A 17,565-nucleotide genomic window follows, 5' to 3' on the forward strand; every position below is an offset into this window, starting at 1 on the left:
GTCGCCCACCCTGCCGGCGCTGCCGACAGGAGGGAGGGAGGCGGGCGACCAGACCGCGTTACTTGGTCAGGATCAGCTTGTCGTTGCTGGTATGACGCAGACGGTAGAAGCGGTCACCGTGCTGGATCAGGATTTCACGACGGCCCTTGAGCAGGGCTTCGCTGTCGATGACCTCTTCCGGCGGCACGACACGCACCGGGCGGTCGCGGAGGGTCAGCGTTTCGGGGCGCAGCAGTACAGGTTGAGCATTCATGAGCATCTGGACTCGTGCGAGGGACGCCTCAAATGATAATGATTCTCAGTTCACAATCAACAACCATTCTCAACTTCATTGATGGAATTAATGATCGAAATCGGGAATTAGATAGATAAAATCTATTGAAATAGATTCGGCGAGGCTGGGAAGGACGGGCCAAGCGGGGGGCCGCCCTACCGGCTGTCCCCCGGCCTTCAGGCGAAGACGGCTTCCACCTGCGCCCAGCCGGCATCGTCCACCTGCGCCAGCACGTCCAGCGCCTGCAGGTTCTGCAGCAGCTGGCTGACCCGGCTGGCGCCGAGGATCACGCTGGAGACGTTGGGATTGCGCAGGCACCAGGCGATGGCCAGGCTGGCCGGGGCGTGACCCAGCTCGCGGGCCACCGCACTGAAGCGGCGCACCCGGGCCAAACGCTCATCGGCGTTGTCGCCCAGCACCAGGTCCTGCAGCCAGCCCATGCCTTCGCGGCCCAGGCGCGCATCGGCCGGCACGCCATCGTCGTACTTGCCGCTCAGCAGCCCCGAGGCCAGCGGCGAGAAGATCGTGGTGCCCAGTCCGGCGGTGGCATACAGCGGCGCGTACTCCACTTCCACGCGCTGACGGTGCAGCAGGTTGTACTGCGGCTGCTCCATCGACGGCGCCTGCAGGTTGTGGCGCGCGGCGATGTCCACCGCCTCCTGGATCTGGTTGGCCGACCATTCCGACGTGCCCCAGTACAGCACCTTGCCCTGCCGGACCAGGGTGTCCATGGCATGCACCGTCTCAGCGATCGGCGCGTCCGGATCCGGACGATGACAGTAATAAAGGTCCAGGTAGTCCACCCGCAGGCGCTTGAGCGCAGCGTGGCAGGCGTCGGTCACATGCTTGCGCGACAGGCCACGCTGGGTGGGCCGGGGGTCCTTGGCGCTGCCGAAGAACACCTTGCTGGACACGCAGAAACCATCGCGCGGCAAGCGCAGGTCGGCCATCACATCGCCCATCACCTGCTCGGCGCGGCCGCTGGCATAGCCCTCGGCGTTGTCGAAGAAGTTGATGCCATGGTCCCAGGCCGCCGCCACCAGGTTGCGCGCCTCGTCGCGCGGCACCTGGTCGCCGAAGGTCACCCAGGCGCCGAAGGACAGGGCGGACATCGGCAGGCCGGTGGAGCCAAGGCGACGGTAGAGCATGCGATTCTCCTGCTGCGGGCCCGCATACGGGCCGGGATCAAGCCACCATTCTACCTGTCCCGGCAGGCGCAACCCCTTGCTGTTGCTGGCCTGATCGGAGCCGATGGCCGCGCGCAGACGGCTTTTCCTTGCTCCGGCCCCTGCCCTGCACTAGGCTTCCCGTTTTTCGCGACGCCCCAGGGGAGTCACTCAGATGGTCGAAGGTTTGGGCAGGATCGGCTTCGGCCTGTTCGGTTTGGCGGTGCTGATCGGCATCACCTGGCTGTTTTCCAACAACAAGCGCGCGGTGGACTGGAAGCTGGTCGCCACCGGCATCACCCTGCAGATCGCCTTTGCGGCCCTGGTGATCCTGGTACCGGGCGGGCGCGACGTGTTCGATGCGCTGGGCCAGGGCTTCGTGAAGGTGCTGAGCTTCGTCAACGAAGGGTCGAAGTTCATCTTCGGCTCGTTGATGGACGTCAAGAACTACGGTTTCATCTTCGCCTTCCAGGTGCTGCCGACGATCATCTTCTTCTCGGCGCTGATGGGGGTCATGTACCACCTCAACGTCATGCAGGCGATCGTGCGGGTGATGGCCTGGTCGATCACCAAGGTGATGCGCGTGTCCGGTGCGGAAACCACCAGCGTCTGCGCCAGCGTGTTCATCGGCCAGACCGAGGCGCCGCTGACGGTGCGGCCGTACATCGCCAGGATGACCCAGTCCGAGCTGCTGACGATGATGATCGGCGGCATGGCCCACATCGCCGGCGGCGTGCTTGCCGCGTACGTGGGCATGCTGGGCGGTGGCGATCCGGTGCAGCAGGCGTTCTACGCCAAGCACCTGCTGGCGGCCAGCATCATGGCGGCTCCGGCTACCCTGGTCGTGGCCAAGCTGCTGATTCCGGAAACCGGCACCCCGCTGACCCGCGGCACGGTCAAGATGGAAGTGGAGAAGACCTCCAGCAACATCATCGACGCGGCCGCCGCCGGCGCCGGTGACGGCCTGAAGCTGGCCTTGAACATCGGTGCGATGCTGCTGGCCTTCATCGCCCTGATCGCCCTGCTCAATGCGCCGCTGACCTGGATCGGTGAAGTGACCGGCCTGGCGGCTGCGATCGGCAAGCCGACCGACCTGTCGACCATCTTCGGTTACGTGCTGGCCCCGATCGCCTGGGTGATCGGCACCCCGTGGGCCGACGCCACCACCGTCGGTTCGCTGATCGGCCAGAAGGTCGTGATCAACGAGTTCGTCGCCTACACCGAACTGTCGAAGATCGTGAATGGCCAGGTGCCGGGTATGAGCCTGTCCGACGAAGGTCGCCTGATCGCCACCTACGCGCTGTGCGGCTTCGCCAATTTCAGTTCGATCGCGATCCAGATTGGCGGCATCGGCGGGTTGGCACCGGAACGTCGCCACGATCTGGCCAAGTTCGGCCTGCGCGCGGTGCTGGGCGGTACCATCGCCACCTTCATGACGGCTACCATCGCCGGCGTGCTGACGCATTTCAGCTGAACCCCAGTTTCGAGAACAGATTCCCTATGAGCAGCAGTGTCGTTGTCGTCGGTTCCTTCAATGTCGATCACGTGTGGCGGTGCGAGTCGCTGCCGGCACCGGGTGCGACCATTGCCGGCCGCTACAGCACCGGTCCCGGTGGCAAGGGCTTCAACCAGGCCGTTGCCGCCTGCCGTGCCGGCGCTGACACCAGCTTCCTGTGTGCGCTGGGCGACGACGCCGGTGGTGCCACCGCCCGTGACCTGGCCGCGCAGGATGGTTTCGCGCTGATCGCCGAAGCCAGCAGCGAGCCGACCGGCACCGCCGGCATCTACGTCGATGCCCGTGGCCGCAACACCATCGTCATCGGCCCGGGTGCCAACGCGGCGCTGAGTACCGACTTCGTACAGCAACAGCAGGCCCTGCTGACCGGCGCCAAAGTGGTGCTGGTGCAGCTGGAATCGCCGGTGCAGACCATCGAAGCGGCCCTGGCCGTGGCCCGCGAGGCCGGTGTCACCACCGTTCTCAACGCCGCTCCGGCCGACGCCCCGTCGAGCATCGGCCTGCTGAAGCTGGCCGATGTGATCACCCCGAACGAAACCGAGTTCGCCGCCCTGCTCGGCCGTCATGTCGGCGAGCGCGTGGATGCCAACGACGTCGCCGCGCTGGACGGTGCCAGCCTGCACGCGCTGTGCCGCAAGCTGGTCGGCAACGGCACGGTGGTGGTGACCCTGGGTTCGGTGGGCGTGTTCGTGTCGCATGCCGACGAGCACCTGCGTGGCGACACCCAGCCGTACTACCGCGTGGGTGCCGAACAGGTGCAGGCGATCGACACCACCGGTGCCGGCGATGCCTTCAACGGTGCGCTGGTGGCCTCGATGGCACAGGTGCCGGACGCTCCGTTCGCCCGCCACGTCCGCTTCGCCAACCAGTTCGCCGGTCGCTCGACCGAGAAGGAAGGCGCAGCGGCGGCGATGCCCCGCTTCACCCCGGCCGATGCCGAAGTGAAGTAACGCGACATCCCCGTAGGGATGATGATCGGGCCCGGGCATGCAGATGCCCGGGCCTTTTCACGTTCATGGGCAAGGCCCCATCCACGCATGGCGTGGATCTACTGGGCTGGGTGTGATGGCCCCATTCACGCATGGCGTGGATCTACCGGGGCACAGTAGATCCACGCCATGCGTGGATGCGCCTTGCCGGCCCGCCCAGCCGCCCACCATGACCGGCCCATGGGGGCGACGGAAGCGACCATCAAGCATCTGCTGATGCCCGTCCGGCATGAGGTCGGTCCGGATCGGCCTGAACCGGCGGGCCGCCAACCCAGCCGGGGCGCCTGCCGCGCCCTACAATGGGCGCATGCAGATCGGCCCGTACTCCATTGCTCCCAACGTCGTGCTGGCGCCCATGGCCGGCGTTACCGACAAACCCTTCCGCCTGCTGTGCAAACGGCTGGGCGCGGGCCTGGCCGCCTCGGAAATGACCATCAGCGACCCGCGCTTCTGGAACACGCGCAAGTCCATCCACCGCATGGATCACGCGGGTGAACCGGCGCCGATCAGCGTGCAGATCGCCGGCACCGAGCCGCAGCAGCTGGCCGAGGCCGCGCGTTACAACGTCGACCATGGCGCGCAGATCATCGACATCAACATGGGCTGCCCGGCCAAGAAGGTGTGCAACGCCTGGGCCGGTTCAGCGCTGATGCGCGACGAGCAGCTGGTCGCGCGCATCCTGGAAGCGGTGGTCAACGCGGTGGACGTGCCGGTGACGCTGAAGATCCGCACCGGCTGGGACTGCGACCATCGCAACGGCCCGCTCATCGCGCGCATCGCCGAAGACAGTGGCATCGCTGCGCTGGCGGTGCACGGCCGTACCCGCGACCAGCATTACACCGGCCAGGCCGAGTACGCCACGATCGGCGAGATCAAGGCCGCGCTGCGCATCCCGGTGATCGCCAACGGCGATATCGATTCGCCACGGAAGGCCGCCTTCGTCCTGCAGCAGACCGGTGTGGATGCGGTGATGATCGGCCGCTCCGCACAGGGCCGGCCGTGGATCTTCCGCGAAGTGGCGCACTACCTGGCCACCGGCGAGGAGCTGCCGCCGCCGTCGCTGGCCGAAGTGCGCGACATCCTGCTTGGCCACCTGCACGCGCTGCACGACTTCTATGGCGAACCGCAGGGCGTGCGCATCGCGCGCAAGCACCTGGGCTGGTACGCCAAGGACCGGCCGGAGAATGCCGCATTCCGCGCGGTGGTCAACCGCGCCGAAGACCCGGCCAGCCAGATCGCGCTGACCACCGACTATTTCGACCGCCTGATCGCCGGGGAACCGGCGATGTCTTCCGCTGCCTGAGCCCGCCGCCATGACCCCGCCGATTTCTTCCCCGACCTACCTGCACGGGTTCTCCGGCACCGAGCAGCAGCGCCTGATGACCCAGGCGCGCCTGCTGGAATCGAGCATCTTCGGCCAGATCGATTACAGCGGGGCAAAGCGCCTGCTGGAAGTCGGCAGTGGCGTGGGCGCGCAGACCGAGATCCTGCTGCGCCGCTTCCCCGAGCTGCACGTGACCGGCGTGGACCTGAGCGAGGCCCAGCTGGAAACCGCGCGGGAAAACCTGGCGCGCACGCCGTGGTGCAACGATCGCTACACCCTGCAGCAGGCCGATGCCGGCGAACTGCCTTTCGAGGCACGCAGCTTCGATGCGGCGTTCCTGTGCTGGGTGCTGGAACACGTGCCGTCGCCGGCGCGGGTGCTGAGTGAAGTGCGCCGTGTGTTGGCCCCGGGCTCGCCGGTGTACATCACCGAAGTGATGAATGCCTCGTTCCTGCTTGATCCGTATTCGCCGCACATCTGGCGCTACTGGATGGCCTTCAACGATTTCCAGTATGACCACGGCGGTGATCCGTTCGTCGGCGCCAAGCTGGGCAACCTGCTGCTGGCCGGCGGCTTCCGCGACGTGCACACCGAGATCAAGACCATCCATCTGGACAACCGCGAACCGGCACGTCGCAAGACGATGATCGCGTTCTGGGAACAGCTGCTGCTGTCGGCGGCCGACCAGCTGCTGCAGGCCGGCACGGTGGACGAAGAGACGGTGGAGGGCATGCGCCGCGAGTTCCGGCTGGTGCAGAACGATCCGAACGCGGTGTTCTTCTATTCGTTCGTGCAGGGCCGCGCCACGGTGTATTGAGCGGCCGCGGTACACGCCATCCACGCATGGCGTGGATCTACTGGTGCCGATGCATTGCGCCATCCACGCGTGGCGTGGATCTACTGTGCTGATGGGCTGTGGCGTGGATCTACGGGTGCGCGGCGGCGCCGTCCGCCGCCGCCGGTTCGTGCCAGATGCGCTGCCACATCGCCGACAACCGGCGGCCGGCATCGGCACGCGCGGCCGGGCTGCTGTAGTCCACCCGCAACTGCTCGGGCATGATCGCGCGCCACTGGCCATCAACCTGCTCGGCCACCGCGAAATTGAAGGTGTAGTCCGGCTCCAGGCCCATGCGCAGGTCGCTCAGCACCAGCCTGCCCTGCACCACCTGTGCGCGCATGAAGCCACGGTTGAACCACTGCAGGCGCCGTACTGCCGGAATTCCCGCCGCTTCGCGCAAGGCCTGCACGTTGGACGGATGCCCCTCGAAACGCATCGGCCCGTGGTCGGACACCAGCGAGCGGTCACCGACCACGTAGCCACTCGGGGTCATCGCCACGACCCGCCACAACAGGGTATTGAACGGCATCGGCACCGAGAACCGCGGCGCGTCGCCCAGGCCCATCGCGGCCAGGCTCTGCTGCGCGGCGCGGTCGACCTGTGCCTTGGCGATCAGCCCCCAGCCCAGGTACGCGCTGCTGAGCAGCAACGCAACGCCGAGCACCTTGCCCACCCACGGTCGCGCGCGGCCGAACCACGCCAGCACGCAGCCCAGCAGCAGCCACACCGTGTAGCCGGGATCGATGATGAAGACACTCGCGCCCATCGCGGGATGTGGCTGCAACGGCCACCACAGCTGCGTGCCGTAGACAGTGAACGCATCCAGCACCGGATGGGTGACCAGCGCCAGCTGGATCGCCCAGAACCAGCGCAGCGGTGATTGCGCCACCCGGCCGTTGCCGAAACGCTTGAACAGCCACCAGATCAGCGCGGCCACCCACGGCAGCACCAGCAGCGAATGGCTGAAGCTGCGATGGTCGGTCATGTTCGCCACCGGGTCGGCGGCGGCAAAGCCCAGCCAGAGGGCATCCAGGTCCGGCAGGGTACCCAGCGCGGCACCGGCCAGCAGGGCGGCACGGCGGTGTCCAGGCGGGGCGATGGCGGCAGCGACGGCGCCGCCAAGAACGATCTGGGTCAATGAGTCCATCGGCCGATGCTAGCGGCTTGGCGATCTCCGTGCAGCGGCGGTTTCCTGCCCGGCGGCGCGTCAGTCAGCCGCCAGTGGCGCCGCAGCCGCGCGTGCGCCTGTCCCTGCAGCTGCGAATCACGCCGCCTGCGACAACCGTGCTCCCGGCAGCTCTACCAACGTCCGCCCGTTGTGGTCCAGCAGCCGCAAGGCGCCGTCGTGGTCCTCGGCCAATGCCGTCAGGCTCTCCACCCAGTCGCCGTCATTGGCGTAGACCAGACCGTCGCGTTCGATCAGCGCGGCGCGGTGGATGTGCCCACAGATGATGCCGTCGAGGCCTCGCCGGCGGACATCGTCCAGGCCGGCCTGCACGAAGCGCTCGATGTAGCGTTCAGCGGCACCACTCTGCCGTTTCAGGAATTCGGACAGTGACCAGTAGCGCATCCCGAGTCGGCGCCGCACCGCATTCAACAGATGGTTGCCGGTGAGGATGCGGTAGTACAGCCAGTCACCAAACTGCTCCTGCAGGCCACCGAAATGGGTGACACCGTCGTAGTCGTCGCCATGCGCCACCAGCAGCCGGCGGCCATCGGCGGTGGTGTGGATCGCACGGCGGCGCACCTGCATCGCCGGCAGCATCAGGCCGCACACCTGGCGCAGCGAGGCGTCGTGGTTGCCGGGGATGTAGATGATCTCGGTACCGGCGCGTCGCAGCGCGTGCAGGGCCAGGATGACCTCGCTGTGCGACTGCCGCCAGTTGGCGCGTCGGTGTGTCATCCACCACAGGTCGATGATGTCGCCGACCAGATACAGTCGCTCGCAGCGCACGGTGCCGAGGAAACGCGCCAGCTCGGTGGCGTGGCAATGCCGCGACCCGAGATGAACATCGGAGACGAACACGGCGCGACGATGCGGTGCCAGGTTCGCCAGCGTGCTCATGCCGGCATCCCCGCATCGCGCAGATAGCGTTTGCGCTTGTGTGGCCGGATCGCGTGCAGGTCGACTTCGATCAGGCCGTCGATCGAGTCGCTGAAATCCGGATCGACGCCAAACGCCAGGAACCGTGCACCGCCGGGTTCGCACAGGTCTGTGTACTGTCGGTACAAGGTGGGCACACCGGTACCGAGCGCGGCGAGATTGGCTTTCAGCACGTCGAAGGCGGCCGCCGCATCCATCTCACCAAAGCACGGTGGCGCGGCGAAGTACTGGAACGGTCGGTTCGACTGCACCCGGCCATCGGCTGCGCCGTAGTAACGCTGGTAATAGGCCACCAGCTGCTCCCGCGCATCGCGTGGCAGCGCGGCGCTGATCGACACCGCACCGAACAGGTAGCGGATGCCGGGCTGGCATTGCAGGTAAGCGCCGATGCCCTGCCACAGGTAATCCAGGCTGCGGCTGCCCCAGTAATCGGGCACCACGAAGCTGCGTCCCAATTCCAGGCCTTCGGCGATGCGGGGAATGGCGTCGTCGGAATAGCGGAACAGCGAAGCGCTGTAGAGCCCGGCCAGGCCCCGGCGCGCCAGCGCCTGCGCGCCCCGCATGATCCGGTAGGCACCGGCGATGCGCTGCGCGGTGCCGTCCCAGATCACGATGTGCTGGTAGTGCAGGTCGAAGTCATCCAGGTCGCGACTGCGCCCAGTGCCCTCGCCCACCTGGCGGAAAGTCAGTTCGCGCAGCCGCCCCAGCTCGTGCAGCAGCGGCGAATCGGCCGTGCAGCTGGCCAGCAGGATCTGTTTGCCATCGGCGGTCTGCCCCAGCACGGTGGCGGCGGCAATCGCAGCGGCGACCTGTGCAGGCGGCACCGGCGCGGCCAGCGGCTCGGGCCCTGCCGGGCAGCCGTCGGCAATCGCTGTTCTCCGCCCCAGCGCGTACACCGCGCGGCGCACCGCCAGCAGCTGCGCGCCGGGATCACCCTGCCCCAGCTGCATCGGTTCGCCGATGCGCAGCCGCAGCGGCCGGCCGCGGCGGGCGAACATCTCCCGTGCCAGCAGTGCCGTACCAGCCGGCTTGAACAGGGTCGAAGCGCCGTAGAACAGCGCCGAATTGCGCGCTTCCACCCGCACCGGCAGTACCGGTGCGGCGGCGGCGCGGGCAAAGCGGACAAACCCCCGCTGCCAGCGACCATCGCGGATGCCGAGCAGCGACAGCCGCGAGACCTCGCCGGCCGGGAACACGATCACGCACTGCTCGGCCGCCAGCGCCTGCTCCACCGCCTGCAGGCTGCTGCGCTGGACCTTGCCGCCGAGGATGCGTACCGGCAGCAGCAGGTCCTGCAGCGGCCCGATCGCGCCCAGCAGATCGTTGGCCACGATCCGCACGTCACGGCGGATGCGGCCGACCGCATCCAGCAGCGCCAGCGCATCCAGCGCCCCGGACGGGTGGTTGGCCACGATCAGCAGGCGGCCGGTGGCCGGGATCCGCGCCAGCGCGGCGGGGTCCACGTGGTAGCGGCCCTCGATGAACTCCAGCCCGGCGGCGACGAAGTCGAAGCCGCGCACGTTGGCATTGCGGCGCAGGAACGACTCGATCGAGTCCAGCCGTGACCAGCGCCCGACGCTGCGCAGCAGGGGCCGGGCCAGTTGGCCGCGACGGCCACGGAACCAGTCGGGATAGCGTTGCTGCAGACGCTGTTCGAGTTCCTGCATGGCGTGTCCACTCCTGCCCGGCGGCCGGGTTGGCCGAGAGCCTGCGCCCGGCAGGCGGCAGCCAGATGGCGGTTTGGCGGCAGAATGATGACGGCGCCTGGGATGGCCCATCCAGTGCCGGCGGGGGCGGCAATGGTCACGCCAGTGGAACACTGCCTGTGCACGATGCCCCCGCAATGCCCGCCAGGCCTTGCCCTGCCGGGCACAACACCTTAACCACCGGCAACCCATACGGGTTCACAATGCACAGGCGGCGCACCCCGTGTATCATTCGCGCCCATCTTTCCATCCGAATCAAAGGATATTAAGCCTGATGTCCAGCTACCTCTTCACCTCCGAGTCGGTCTCTGAAGGCCATCCGGACAAGGTTGCCGACCAGATCTCCGATGCGGTGCTGGACGCGATCCTGACCCAGGACCAGCGCGCCCGCGTGGCCTGCGAGACCATGGTCAAGACCGGCGTCGCCATCGTTGCCGGCGAAATCACCACCAGCGCCTGGATCGACCTGGAAGCGCTGACCCGCAAGGTCATCGTGGACATCGGCTATGACAGCTCCGACGTCGGCTTCGACGGCGCCACCTGCGGCGTGCTGAACCTGATCGGCAAGCAGTCCCCGCACATCGCCCAGGGCGTTGACCGCAAGAAGCCGGAAGAAATGGGCGCTGGCGACCAGGGCCTGATGTTCGGCTATGCCACCAACGAAACCGACAGCTACATGCCGGCGGCGATCCACCTGTCGCACCGCCTGGTCGAGCAGCAGGCCAAGATCCGCAAGAAGCGCAACTCGCCGCTGTCCTGGCTGCGTCCGGACGCCAAGAGCCAGGTCACCCTGCGCTATGAAAACGGCGTGGTTTCGGCCATCGACGCGGTGGTGCTGTCGACCCAGCACGCCCCGGGCATCAAGCAGAAGGACCTCATCGAGGCCGTCCGCGAAGAGATCATCAAGCCGGTGCTGCCGGCCAAGTGGCTGCACAAGGGCACCAAGTTCCACATCAACCCGACCGGCAAGTTCGAGATCGGCGGCCCGGTGGGCGACTGCGGCCTGACCGGCCGCAAGATCATCGTCGACACCTACGGCGGCTGGGCCCGTCACGGTGGTGGCGCGTTCTCCGGCAAGGACCCGTCCAAGGTCGATCGTTCGGCCGCCTACGCTGCCCGCTACGTCGCCAAGAACGTGGTGGCCGCCGGCCTGGCCGACCGTTGCGAAGTGCAGGTCTCCTACGCCATCGGCGTGGCTGAGCCGACCTCGATCTCGGTCACCACCTTCGGCACCGGCAAGATCAGCGACGACAAGATCGAGAAGCTGATCCGCAAGCACTTCGACCTGCGCCCGTACGGCATCATCAAGATGCTGGACCTGATCCACCCGATGTACCAGCAGACCGCGGCCTATGGCCACTTCGGCCGCAAGCCGAAGGAGTTCAGCTACATCAACGGCGAAGGCGAGACCGTCAACGCCACGGCCTTCTCCTGGGAGAAGACCGATCGCGCCGCCGCCCTGCGCGCCGATGCGAAGCTGAAGTAAGAAACACGAAGGGCCGCGCAAGCGGCCCTTCTGCTTTCGGTAGTGCCAGTCGCTGGCCGGCAACCATGCATCGGTTTGCGCACATCATGAGGGTGCCGGCCGCTGGCCGGCAGATGGTTGCGACGGTGGTTGCCGATACAATCGCCCCATGTCGACCGAACTCAAGTCCCACCAGCTGTCCATGACCGTGCTGATGTCGCCGGAAATGGCCAATTTCTCCGGCAAGGTCCACGGTGGCGCGATCCTGCGCCTGCTCGACCAGGTCGCCTATGCCTGCGCCAGCCGCTATGCCGGCCGCTACGTGGTCACCCTGTCGGTGGACCAGGTGGTGTTCCGCCAGCCGATCGCGGTGGGCGAACTGGTCACCTTCCTGGCCTCGGTGAACTACACCGGCACCTCGTCGATGGAAATCGGCGTCAAGGTGGTGGCCGAGGACATCCTCAAGCGCAGCGTGCGCCACGCCAACAGCTGCTTCTTCACCATGGTGGCGGTGGACGAGGACGGCCGGCCGACGCCGGTTCCATCGCTGCAGCCGGCCAGTTCGGATGAAAAGCGCCGGCAGGCCGCGGCGCTGATCCGCCGCCAACTGCGGCAGGAAATGGAGCAGCGGCATCTGGAACTGCTGGCGTCCAATCCGCCGTCACCGGAAGAGTGAGGGCGTGCGGGGCAAGCCCCGCACCCACCGAGGCAGGTAGCGCCGGGCCATGCCCGGCGGATGCGCATCACCCCGTGTTCTGCACGCCCTGCGAGACACCGTTCACACAGGCCACCAGCGCACGCAGCAGGTCGTCGTCCTCGCGCCCGCTTTCGCGCCAGCGCTGCAGCAGGTCCACCTGCAGCACGCTGATCGGGTCCACATAGGGATTGCGCAGGCGGATCGACAGCGCCAGCCGCGCGTCGTGGTCCAGCAGGGTCTGCTGCTCCATCAGCGCCAGCAGCCAGTGCCGGGTCAGTTCAAGCTCGCGTTCGACCTGCGGGAAGAACGCATCGTGCAGCTCGCCGGACAGGCGCGAAAACTGTTCCGCAATGGTGATATCGCCCTTGGACAGCACCATCGCGATGTCGTCCAGGAACGTGCGGAAGAACGGCCAGTCCCGCGCCATTTCACGCAGCGTGGCTTCATGGCCGGCGTCGGCAGCCGCCTGCAGGCCGCTGCCGACCCCATACCAGCCCGGAATCACCGCGCGTGCCTGGCTCCAGGCGAACACCCACGGAATCGCGCGCAGGTTGGTCAAGGCCGCGTCCTGGCCGAGCCGGCGCGACGGCCGCGATCCCAGCGTCATCCGTTCGATCACATCGATCGGCGTGGCGGTACGGAAGTAGTCCATGAAACGCGGTTGGCCGACAAACGCCCGATAGACCTCGCTGCTGGAACCGGCGACCACGTCCATCACCGGCCGCCAATCATCCTCGCGCGGTTCGGCGGCACGCGGGCGCAGGCTGGCGCGCAGCACCGCACCGGTGGCCTGCTCCAGCGAACGCAATGCCAGCGCGCGGATGCCGTACTTGCGGTGGATCACCTCGCCCTGCTCGGTTACCCGCAGGCGACCATCGATGCTGCCGCGTGGCGAGGCATCGACCGCGTGCGTGGTCTTGCCACCACCGCGGCTGATCGAGCCACCGCGGCCATGGAAGAAGGTCAGGCGCAGGCCCGCTTCGGCGGCCACTTCCAGCAGCTCCACCTGTGCGCGCTGCAGGCCCCAGCGTGATGCGGCAATGCCACCATCCTTGCTGCTGTCCGAATAGCCGAGCATCACCATCTGCACGTCCTCGCGTGCACGCAGGTGCGCGCGGTACACCGGATCGGCCAGCAGATCGCGCAGCGTCGCGGTGCCGCGCTTGAGGTCGTCCACGGTTTCGAACAGCGGCGCGATATCCAGCGGCACGTGGCCGGCGTCATCGACCAGGCCGCCACGACGCGCCAGGGCCAGCACCGCCAGCACATCGCCACGGTCGTGCGCCATCGAGATGATGTAGCTGCCCAGCGCGTCGCCACCATGCCGCGCACGGGCATCGGCCAAGGCCGCGAACACTGCATCCAAGCGCTGGTTGCCCTCATCATCGCCAACAGGCAATGGTGTTTCACCACTGGCATGCGGTGCCAGCAGGCGTGCGCGACCCGCTGTATCCAATGCGTCCCATGCCGCATCGCCCCCCAGCACTGCCGCCAGCGCGCGCGCATGCACGCTCGATTCCTGGCGCACATCCAGCCGCGCCAGATGGAAACCGAAGGTCTTCACCCGCCACAACAGGCGCTGCACCGCGAAGCCGCCGGCATGTTCGCCCCGGTTCGCGCGCAGGCTGTCGAGGATCAGCTGCAGGTCGTCGATCAGCTCGTCCGGGCCGGCATAGGCGCCGTCGGCATCATCCAGCGTGGCCTGCAGGCGTGCGCGCATGCGGTCATTGAGCAACCGATAGGGCATGTCGGCGTGGCGTGGCCGCGACTGCACCTGCGGCAGCAACTGCTGGTAATGCGCTACGCGCGCCTGCAGTGCATCGCTGACCCTCACCCGTTCGGTGGATTGGCTGAGCAGGCTGGCCAGCTGCAGCAGTTCCTTCTGGTAGCGGCCCAGCACGGCAACGCGCTGTGCAGCCAGCGTGTTGCGGATGGTGTGCGCATCCACATTGGGATTGCCGTCCATGTCGCCGCCCACCCACGTGCCGAAACGCAGCAGGCGCGGCAGCGGCAGTTCCGCGCCATAGGTATCGCGCAGCGCCTGCTGCAGCGATTCGTACAGCACCGGGATCACCCGGTACAGCACCTGCACCAGATAGAAGCCGACGTGCTCGCGTTCGTCGTCCACGGTCGGGCGCACCGGCGAGGAATCGGTGGTCTGCCACGAGGCGGTCAACGCCATGCGGAAACGCGCGGCATCTGCGGCTGCTTCACCCGGCGTGCGCTGGCCGTCGAGGTTGTCGACCAGGCTGGCCACCATCAGCTGCTCTTTCTCCAGCAGCGCGCGGCGCACCGCCTCGGTCGGGTGCGCGGTGAACACCGGCTCGATATCGATGCGAGGCAACCACCGCGCCAGTTCATCCAGGCCAACGCCCTGCGCCTTCAGGTGCTGCAGGGCATCCTGCAGGCCATCGGGTTGCGGCGCGGCGGCGACGGCACGCTGGTAGTCGCGGCGGCGGCGGATGCGATGCACGCGCTCGGCGATGTTGACCACCTGGAAGTAGGTGCTGAACGCACGCACCATGGTCTCGGCCTGCTGCGGTTCACGGCCGGCCAGGCCGTCGGCCAGCTCGGAGAGCGGCGCCTGGTTCTCGCGGCGGGCAATGGCACGCGTACGCACGTCCTCGACGTCATCGAGAAAGGCGGCCGACACCTGCTCGACCAGCAGGTCACCGACCAGTGCACCCAGACGGCGCACGTCGTCACGCAGGGGAAGATCGGGGGAAGCGAATTCGATACTGCTGCGGTACTCGTTCATCGGCGACGCACAGGCCTCGGTCAACGGATCCAGACCCCAAGCCTAAACCAGAACGCGTGCCGTGCTGCGATGCAAAAATGGTTTCATCTGCACGCATCCGCCGGGCATGGCCCGGCGCTACCGTGGGAAGCGGCCCTGTTGCGGGGGCCGCCATCGTGCGCGGATCAGCGCTGTTTCTTCGCCTTTCCCTGCTGCACCGGGCCCAGGTTCTGCTCCAGCCAGCGTTCGCTTTCGGCCAGCATCGTCATGATCGATTCGCGTGCGCGGTAGGCATGCGACTCGTTCGGCAGCATCACCAGGCGGGCGGTGCCGCCCAGCCCCTTCACTGCGGCAAACATGCGTTCGCTCTGCATCGGGAAGGTGCCCGAGTTGTTGTCGTCCACGCCGTGGATGAAGAGGATCGGATCCTTGATCCTGTCGGCGTAATTGAACGGCGCCATCTTCTGGTACACGTCCTGCGCCTGCCAGTAGTTGCGCTCTTCGGCCTGGAAACCAAACGGGGTGAGCGTGCGGTTGTAGGCGCCGCTGCGCGCGATGCCGGCCTTGAACAGGCGGGTGTGCGCGAGCAGGTTGGCGGTCATGAACGCACCGTAGGAGTGGCCACCGATGGCGATGTGCTCGCGGTCGGTCACGCCACGCCGCACCACCTCGTCCACTGCGGCCTGCGCATTGGCCACCAGCTGTTCGATGTAGGTGTCGTTGGGTTCCTTGTCGCCTTCGCCGATGATCGGCATCGACGGGCTGGCCAGCACCACATAGCCCTTGGCCAGGAACGCCTGCGGGCCCCAGTAGCTGATGGCGTTGAAGCGATACGGCGAATCGGTCACCTGGCTGGCGGCCGCCGCGCTCTTGAACTCACCCGGGTAGGCCCACATCAGCAGCGGCCGCGGACCATCGCGCTTGGGGTCGTAGCCCGGCGGCAGCAGCAGGGTCGCGGTCAGGTCCACGCCGTCCTTGCGCTTGTAGCGGATCTGCTCCTTCTGCACGCCCTTCAGCTGCGGCAGCGGATGGGCGAAATGGGTCAGCGCACGCGGTGCGGCGTTGGTGTCGGCCAGTGACTGCACGTAGAAGTTGGTCGGCTCGTCCGGGCTCTCGCGGCTGATCAGCAGCGAACTGGCCTGCGCATCCAGCAGCGTTACCGGCGCGGCGTAGGTCGGTGCCTGCGAATGGAACAGGCGGGTTGCCTTGCCGCTGGCCACATCGAAGCGATCCACGAACGGACGGTCGCCTTCCGGCGATGCACCGGCACCGGCCAGGTACAGGCTGCCGCCATCAGCGGTGGTCTGCAGCAGCGAGCGGCCGCGATCATCGCTGGCCATCAGCGGGCGGCCCGGATCGGCGTAGCGGTCCTGCGCGTCGCGATCCCACAGCAGCCTGGCATCGGCGCTGGCGTTGTCCGGTGCGATCAGCCAGGTCTTGCTGCGGCGGGTCTTCCACCACGATTCGTTGAGCAGGGCCAGGTCACCGCGGCCCCAGCTGATGCCGGCATAGCGGCTGCCGAGCTGGGCCAGGGTCACCGGCGGCGTGTCGAACGGTGCGGCCTGCATGAACACCGCATCGCGCACCTTGGCTTCCCGGTTCGGGTCGCCACCATCCTGCGCTTCGGCCCAGACCAGGGTGGCATCGGCATCGCCGCGCCAGCTGATGTCACGCACGCCGGTCACTTCGGCATCATTGCCGGTCGGCAGGCCTTCCACCAGCGGCCGTACGGCCACGGTATGCACCAGCTTGCCGGTGCTGCGGTCGAGCACTTCGATGCGGCGCGGGAAGCTGCTCAGCGGCACCACGTAGGAGTACGGACGCTGCACCGGCTGGCTGAGCACGAAGCGGCCGTCTGGCGACACCGCAAAACCCATGAAGATGCCGGCCGCACCGATGGCACGGCTCTGCCCGTCCAGCCCCACTTCCATCGGTTGGGTGGTGGCGTAGTAATCGAACTGGCGCGCGTCGGCCTCGTTCTTCAGCAGGTCCTGGTAGGTGCGGATGGACACCACGCCACCGCCCTGGCTGGTCTGCTGCACGGCCGGGCCGGTCGGGACGCCATCAGCAGCCGGGGCGGCGCCAAGGTTGCCCGGGCGGGTGAACACCACCAGGCCCCGGCTGTCCGGCAACCACTGGTAGCCACTGCCCAGAACGGTATTCAGGCCGGCGACCAGGCGACGGGCGCTGCCGCCAGCCACGTCCACCAGCCACAGCTCATTGGCACCGGTAGCGGCATCGACCTGGTTGAAGGCCAGCCACTTCTGGTCCGGCGACCAGGTCAGGCTGGCGATCGACAGCGAGGCCGGCAACCCGCTGATCTGCCGCTCCTTGCCGTCGGCCACATTCATCAGCCACAGCTTCTGGCCGAAGCTGAAGCGGCTGTCGGAAAAGGTTTTCGGATTGATGCGCAGGCCCGCGAGTTTCAGCTCCGGCTGTGCCACCACTTGGATCGACGGCAGCGACGGCATCTGCATCAGCGCGGCGACATCGCGGCGTGGCGACAGGAACAGCGACGGCGCCCGCGGCGCGTCGACCACGGCCTGCAGTGCGGCCGAGGGCAGCTCGTAACCGGCCACGCCCTGCGCCTGCGCCGCGGCCGCCTGCGGTGCGGCAGCCCAGGCCTGCGGGACCACCGCCAGCAGGGCCATCGACAGGACCAGGCCAGTCAAGCGCCGGTTGCGGCGTGCGTGCGTGCTCATCATTGTTCCACCTGTTCGCTGCATGAAGCCCTCGACCTTAACAGGCC

Annotated in this window: 13 protein-coding genes; 6 read left to right on the top strand and 7 right to left on the bottom strand. The window is 67.4% G+C overall.

Annotation, left to right across the window (positions count from 1 at the left end):
• Positions 1 to 58: 58 nt before the first annotated feature.
• A complete protein-coding gene (locus K5K93_RS09300; protein ID WP_005412278.1) occupies positions 59 to 253 on the bottom strand; it encodes a hemin uptake protein HemP in 195 nt (64 codons plus the stop codon).
• Positions 254 to 450: 197 nt separating this feature from the next.
• Positions 451 to 1,422, bottom strand: a complete 972-nt coding sequence (locus tag K5K93_RS09305) for an aldo/keto reductase (RefSeq protein WP_140226230.1) — start codon at positions 1,420 to 1,422, stop codon at positions 451 to 453.
• A gap of 193 nt (positions 1,423 to 1,615) precedes the next feature.
• Between K5K93_RS09305 and K5K93_RS09310 the strand changes: the two genes are divergently transcribed.
• The 4 genes from K5K93_RS09310 to K5K93_RS09325 all read left to right on the top strand — a co-directional run bounded on the left by K5K93_RS09310 (position 1,616) and on the right by K5K93_RS09325 (position 6,086).
• Positions 1,616 to 2,914 carry a nucleoside transporter C-terminal domain-containing protein gene (locus K5K93_RS09310; protein WP_032974926.1) on the top strand — a complete coding sequence of 433 codons (1,299 nt, stop codon included), beginning with the start codon at positions 1,616 to 1,618 and terminating at the stop codon, positions 2,912 to 2,914.
• A 26-nt stretch (positions 2,915 to 2,940) separates the two neighbouring features.
• Complete coding sequence (locus tag K5K93_RS09315; RefSeq protein WP_025877854.1) at positions 2,941 to 3,906, top strand: ribokinase; 966 nt, start codon at positions 2,941 to 2,943, stop codon at positions 3,904 to 3,906.
• A 346-nt stretch (positions 3,907 to 4,252) separates the two neighbouring features.
• Complete coding sequence (dusB, locus tag K5K93_RS09320; RefSeq protein ID WP_093818933.1) at positions 4,253 to 5,248, top strand: tRNA dihydrouridine synthase DusB; 996 nt, start codon at positions 4,253 to 4,255, stop codon at positions 5,246 to 5,248.
• A gap of 10 nt (positions 5,249 to 5,258) precedes the next feature.
• A complete protein-coding gene (locus K5K93_RS09325; RefSeq protein ID WP_033830378.1) occupies positions 5,259 to 6,086 on the top strand; it encodes a class I SAM-dependent methyltransferase in 828 nt (275 codons plus the stop codon).
• 109 nt (positions 6,087 to 6,195) lie between these two features.
• Here the strand turns inward: K5K93_RS09325 and K5K93_RS09330 are convergent, their stop codons facing one another.
• The 3 genes from K5K93_RS09330 to K5K93_RS09340 all read right to left on the bottom strand — a co-directional run bounded on the left by K5K93_RS09330 (position 6,196) and on the right by K5K93_RS09340 (position 9,878).
• Entirely contained in the window at positions 6,196 to 7,254 is a 1,059-nt protein-coding gene (locus K5K93_RS09330; RefSeq protein ID WP_222390687.1) for a metal-dependent hydrolase, read from the bottom strand.
• 117 nt (positions 7,255 to 7,371) lie between these two features.
• Positions 7,372 to 8,172, bottom strand: a complete 801-nt coding sequence (locus K5K93_RS09335) for a UDP-2,3-diacylglucosamine diphosphatase (protein ID WP_222390688.1) — start codon at positions 8,170 to 8,172, stop codon at positions 7,372 to 7,374.
• On the bottom strand, positions 8,169 to 9,878 hold the full coding sequence (locus K5K93_RS09340) for a GNAT family N-acyltransferase (protein WP_222390690.1): 1,710 nt from the start codon (positions 9,876 to 9,878) through the stop codon (positions 8,169 to 8,171). The genes K5K93_RS09335 and K5K93_RS09340 overlap by 4 nt, the downstream gene beginning before the upstream one ends.
• Positions 9,879 to 10,191: 313 nt before the next feature.
• Between K5K93_RS09340 and metK the strand changes: the two genes are divergently transcribed.
• Both metK and K5K93_RS09350 read left to right on the top strand, forming a co-directional pair.
• Complete coding sequence (gene metK / locus K5K93_RS09345; RefSeq protein WP_025876533.1) at positions 10,192 to 11,403, top strand: methionine adenosyltransferase; 1,212 nt, start codon at positions 10,192 to 10,194, stop codon at positions 11,401 to 11,403.
• Positions 11,404 to 11,551: 148 nt separating this feature from the next.
• Complete coding sequence (locus K5K93_RS09350; protein WP_025876535.1) at positions 11,552 to 12,058, top strand: acyl-CoA thioesterase; 507 nt, start codon at positions 11,552 to 11,554, stop codon at positions 12,056 to 12,058.
• Between the two features lie 67 nt (positions 12,059 to 12,125).
• Here the strand turns inward: K5K93_RS09350 and ppc are convergent, their stop codons facing one another.
• Together ppc and K5K93_RS09360 are read right to left on the bottom strand one after the other, a co-directional pair.
• Complete coding sequence (gene ppc, locus K5K93_RS09355; RefSeq protein ID WP_222391037.1) at positions 12,126 to 14,837, bottom strand: phosphoenolpyruvate carboxylase; 2,712 nt, start codon at positions 14,835 to 14,837, stop codon at positions 12,126 to 12,128.
• Positions 14,838 to 15,001: 164 nt separating this feature from the next.
• Positions 15,002 to 17,518 (bottom strand): prolyl oligopeptidase family serine peptidase, encoded by a 2,517-nt coding sequence (locus K5K93_RS09360; RefSeq protein WP_093818929.1) that lies wholly within the window; start codon positions 17,516 to 17,518, stop codon positions 15,002 to 15,004.
• Positions 17,519 to 17,565: the final 47 nt, after the last annotated feature.

The sequence above is a fragment of the Stenotrophomonas sp. DR822 genome (assembly GCF_019793815.1).
Taxonomy (GTDB): Bacteria; Pseudomonadota; Gammaproteobacteria; order Xanthomonadales; family Xanthomonadaceae; genus Stenotrophomonas; species Stenotrophomonas indicatrix.

Bases quoted from the DNA above. Each gene is read 5' to 3' on its own strand.
- K5K93_RS09300 (WP_005412278.1), bottom strand. From the start codon at position 253: ATGAATGCTCAACCTGTACTGCTGCGCCCCGAAACGCTGACCCTCCGC.
- K5K93_RS09305 (WP_140226230.1), bottom strand. From the start codon at position 1,422: ATGCTCTACCGTCGCCTTGGCTCCACCGGCCTGCCGATGTCCGCCCTG.
- K5K93_RS09310 (WP_032974926.1), top strand. From the start codon at position 1,616: ATGGTCGAAGGTTTGGGCAGGATCGGCTTCGGCCTGTTCGGTTTGGCG.
- K5K93_RS09315 (WP_025877854.1), top strand. From the start codon at position 2,941: ATGAGCAGCAGTGTCGTTGTCGTCGGTTCCTTCAATGTCGATCACGTG.
- dusB (WP_093818933.1), top strand. From the start codon at position 4,253: ATGCAGATCGGCCCGTACTCCATTGCTCCCAACGTCGTGCTGGCGCCC.
- K5K93_RS09325 (WP_033830378.1), top strand. From the start codon at position 5,259: ATGACCCCGCCGATTTCTTCCCCGACCTACCTGCACGGGTTCTCCGGC.
- K5K93_RS09330 (WP_222390687.1), bottom strand. From the start codon at position 7,254: ATGGACTCATTGACCCAGATCGTTCTTGGCGGCGCCGTCGCTGCCGCC.
- K5K93_RS09335 (WP_222390688.1), bottom strand. From the start codon at position 8,172: ATGAGCACGCTGGCGAACCTGGCACCGCATCGTCGCGCCGTGTTCGTC.
- K5K93_RS09340 (WP_222390690.1), bottom strand. From the start codon at position 9,878: ATGCAGGAACTCGAACAGCGTCTGCAGCAACGCTATCCCGACTGGTTC.
- metK (WP_025876533.1), top strand. From the start codon at position 10,192: ATGTCCAGCTACCTCTTCACCTCCGAGTCGGTCTCTGAAGGCCATCCG.
- K5K93_RS09350 (WP_025876535.1), top strand. From the start codon at position 11,552: ATGTCGACCGAACTCAAGTCCCACCAGCTGTCCATGACCGTGCTGATG.
- ppc (WP_222391037.1), bottom strand. From the start codon at position 14,837: ATGAACGAGTACCGCAGCAGTATCGAATTCGCTTCCCCCGATCTTCCC.
- K5K93_RS09360 (WP_093818929.1), bottom strand. From the start codon at position 17,518: ATGAGCACGCACGCACGCCGCAACCGGCGCTTGACTGGCCTGGTCCTG.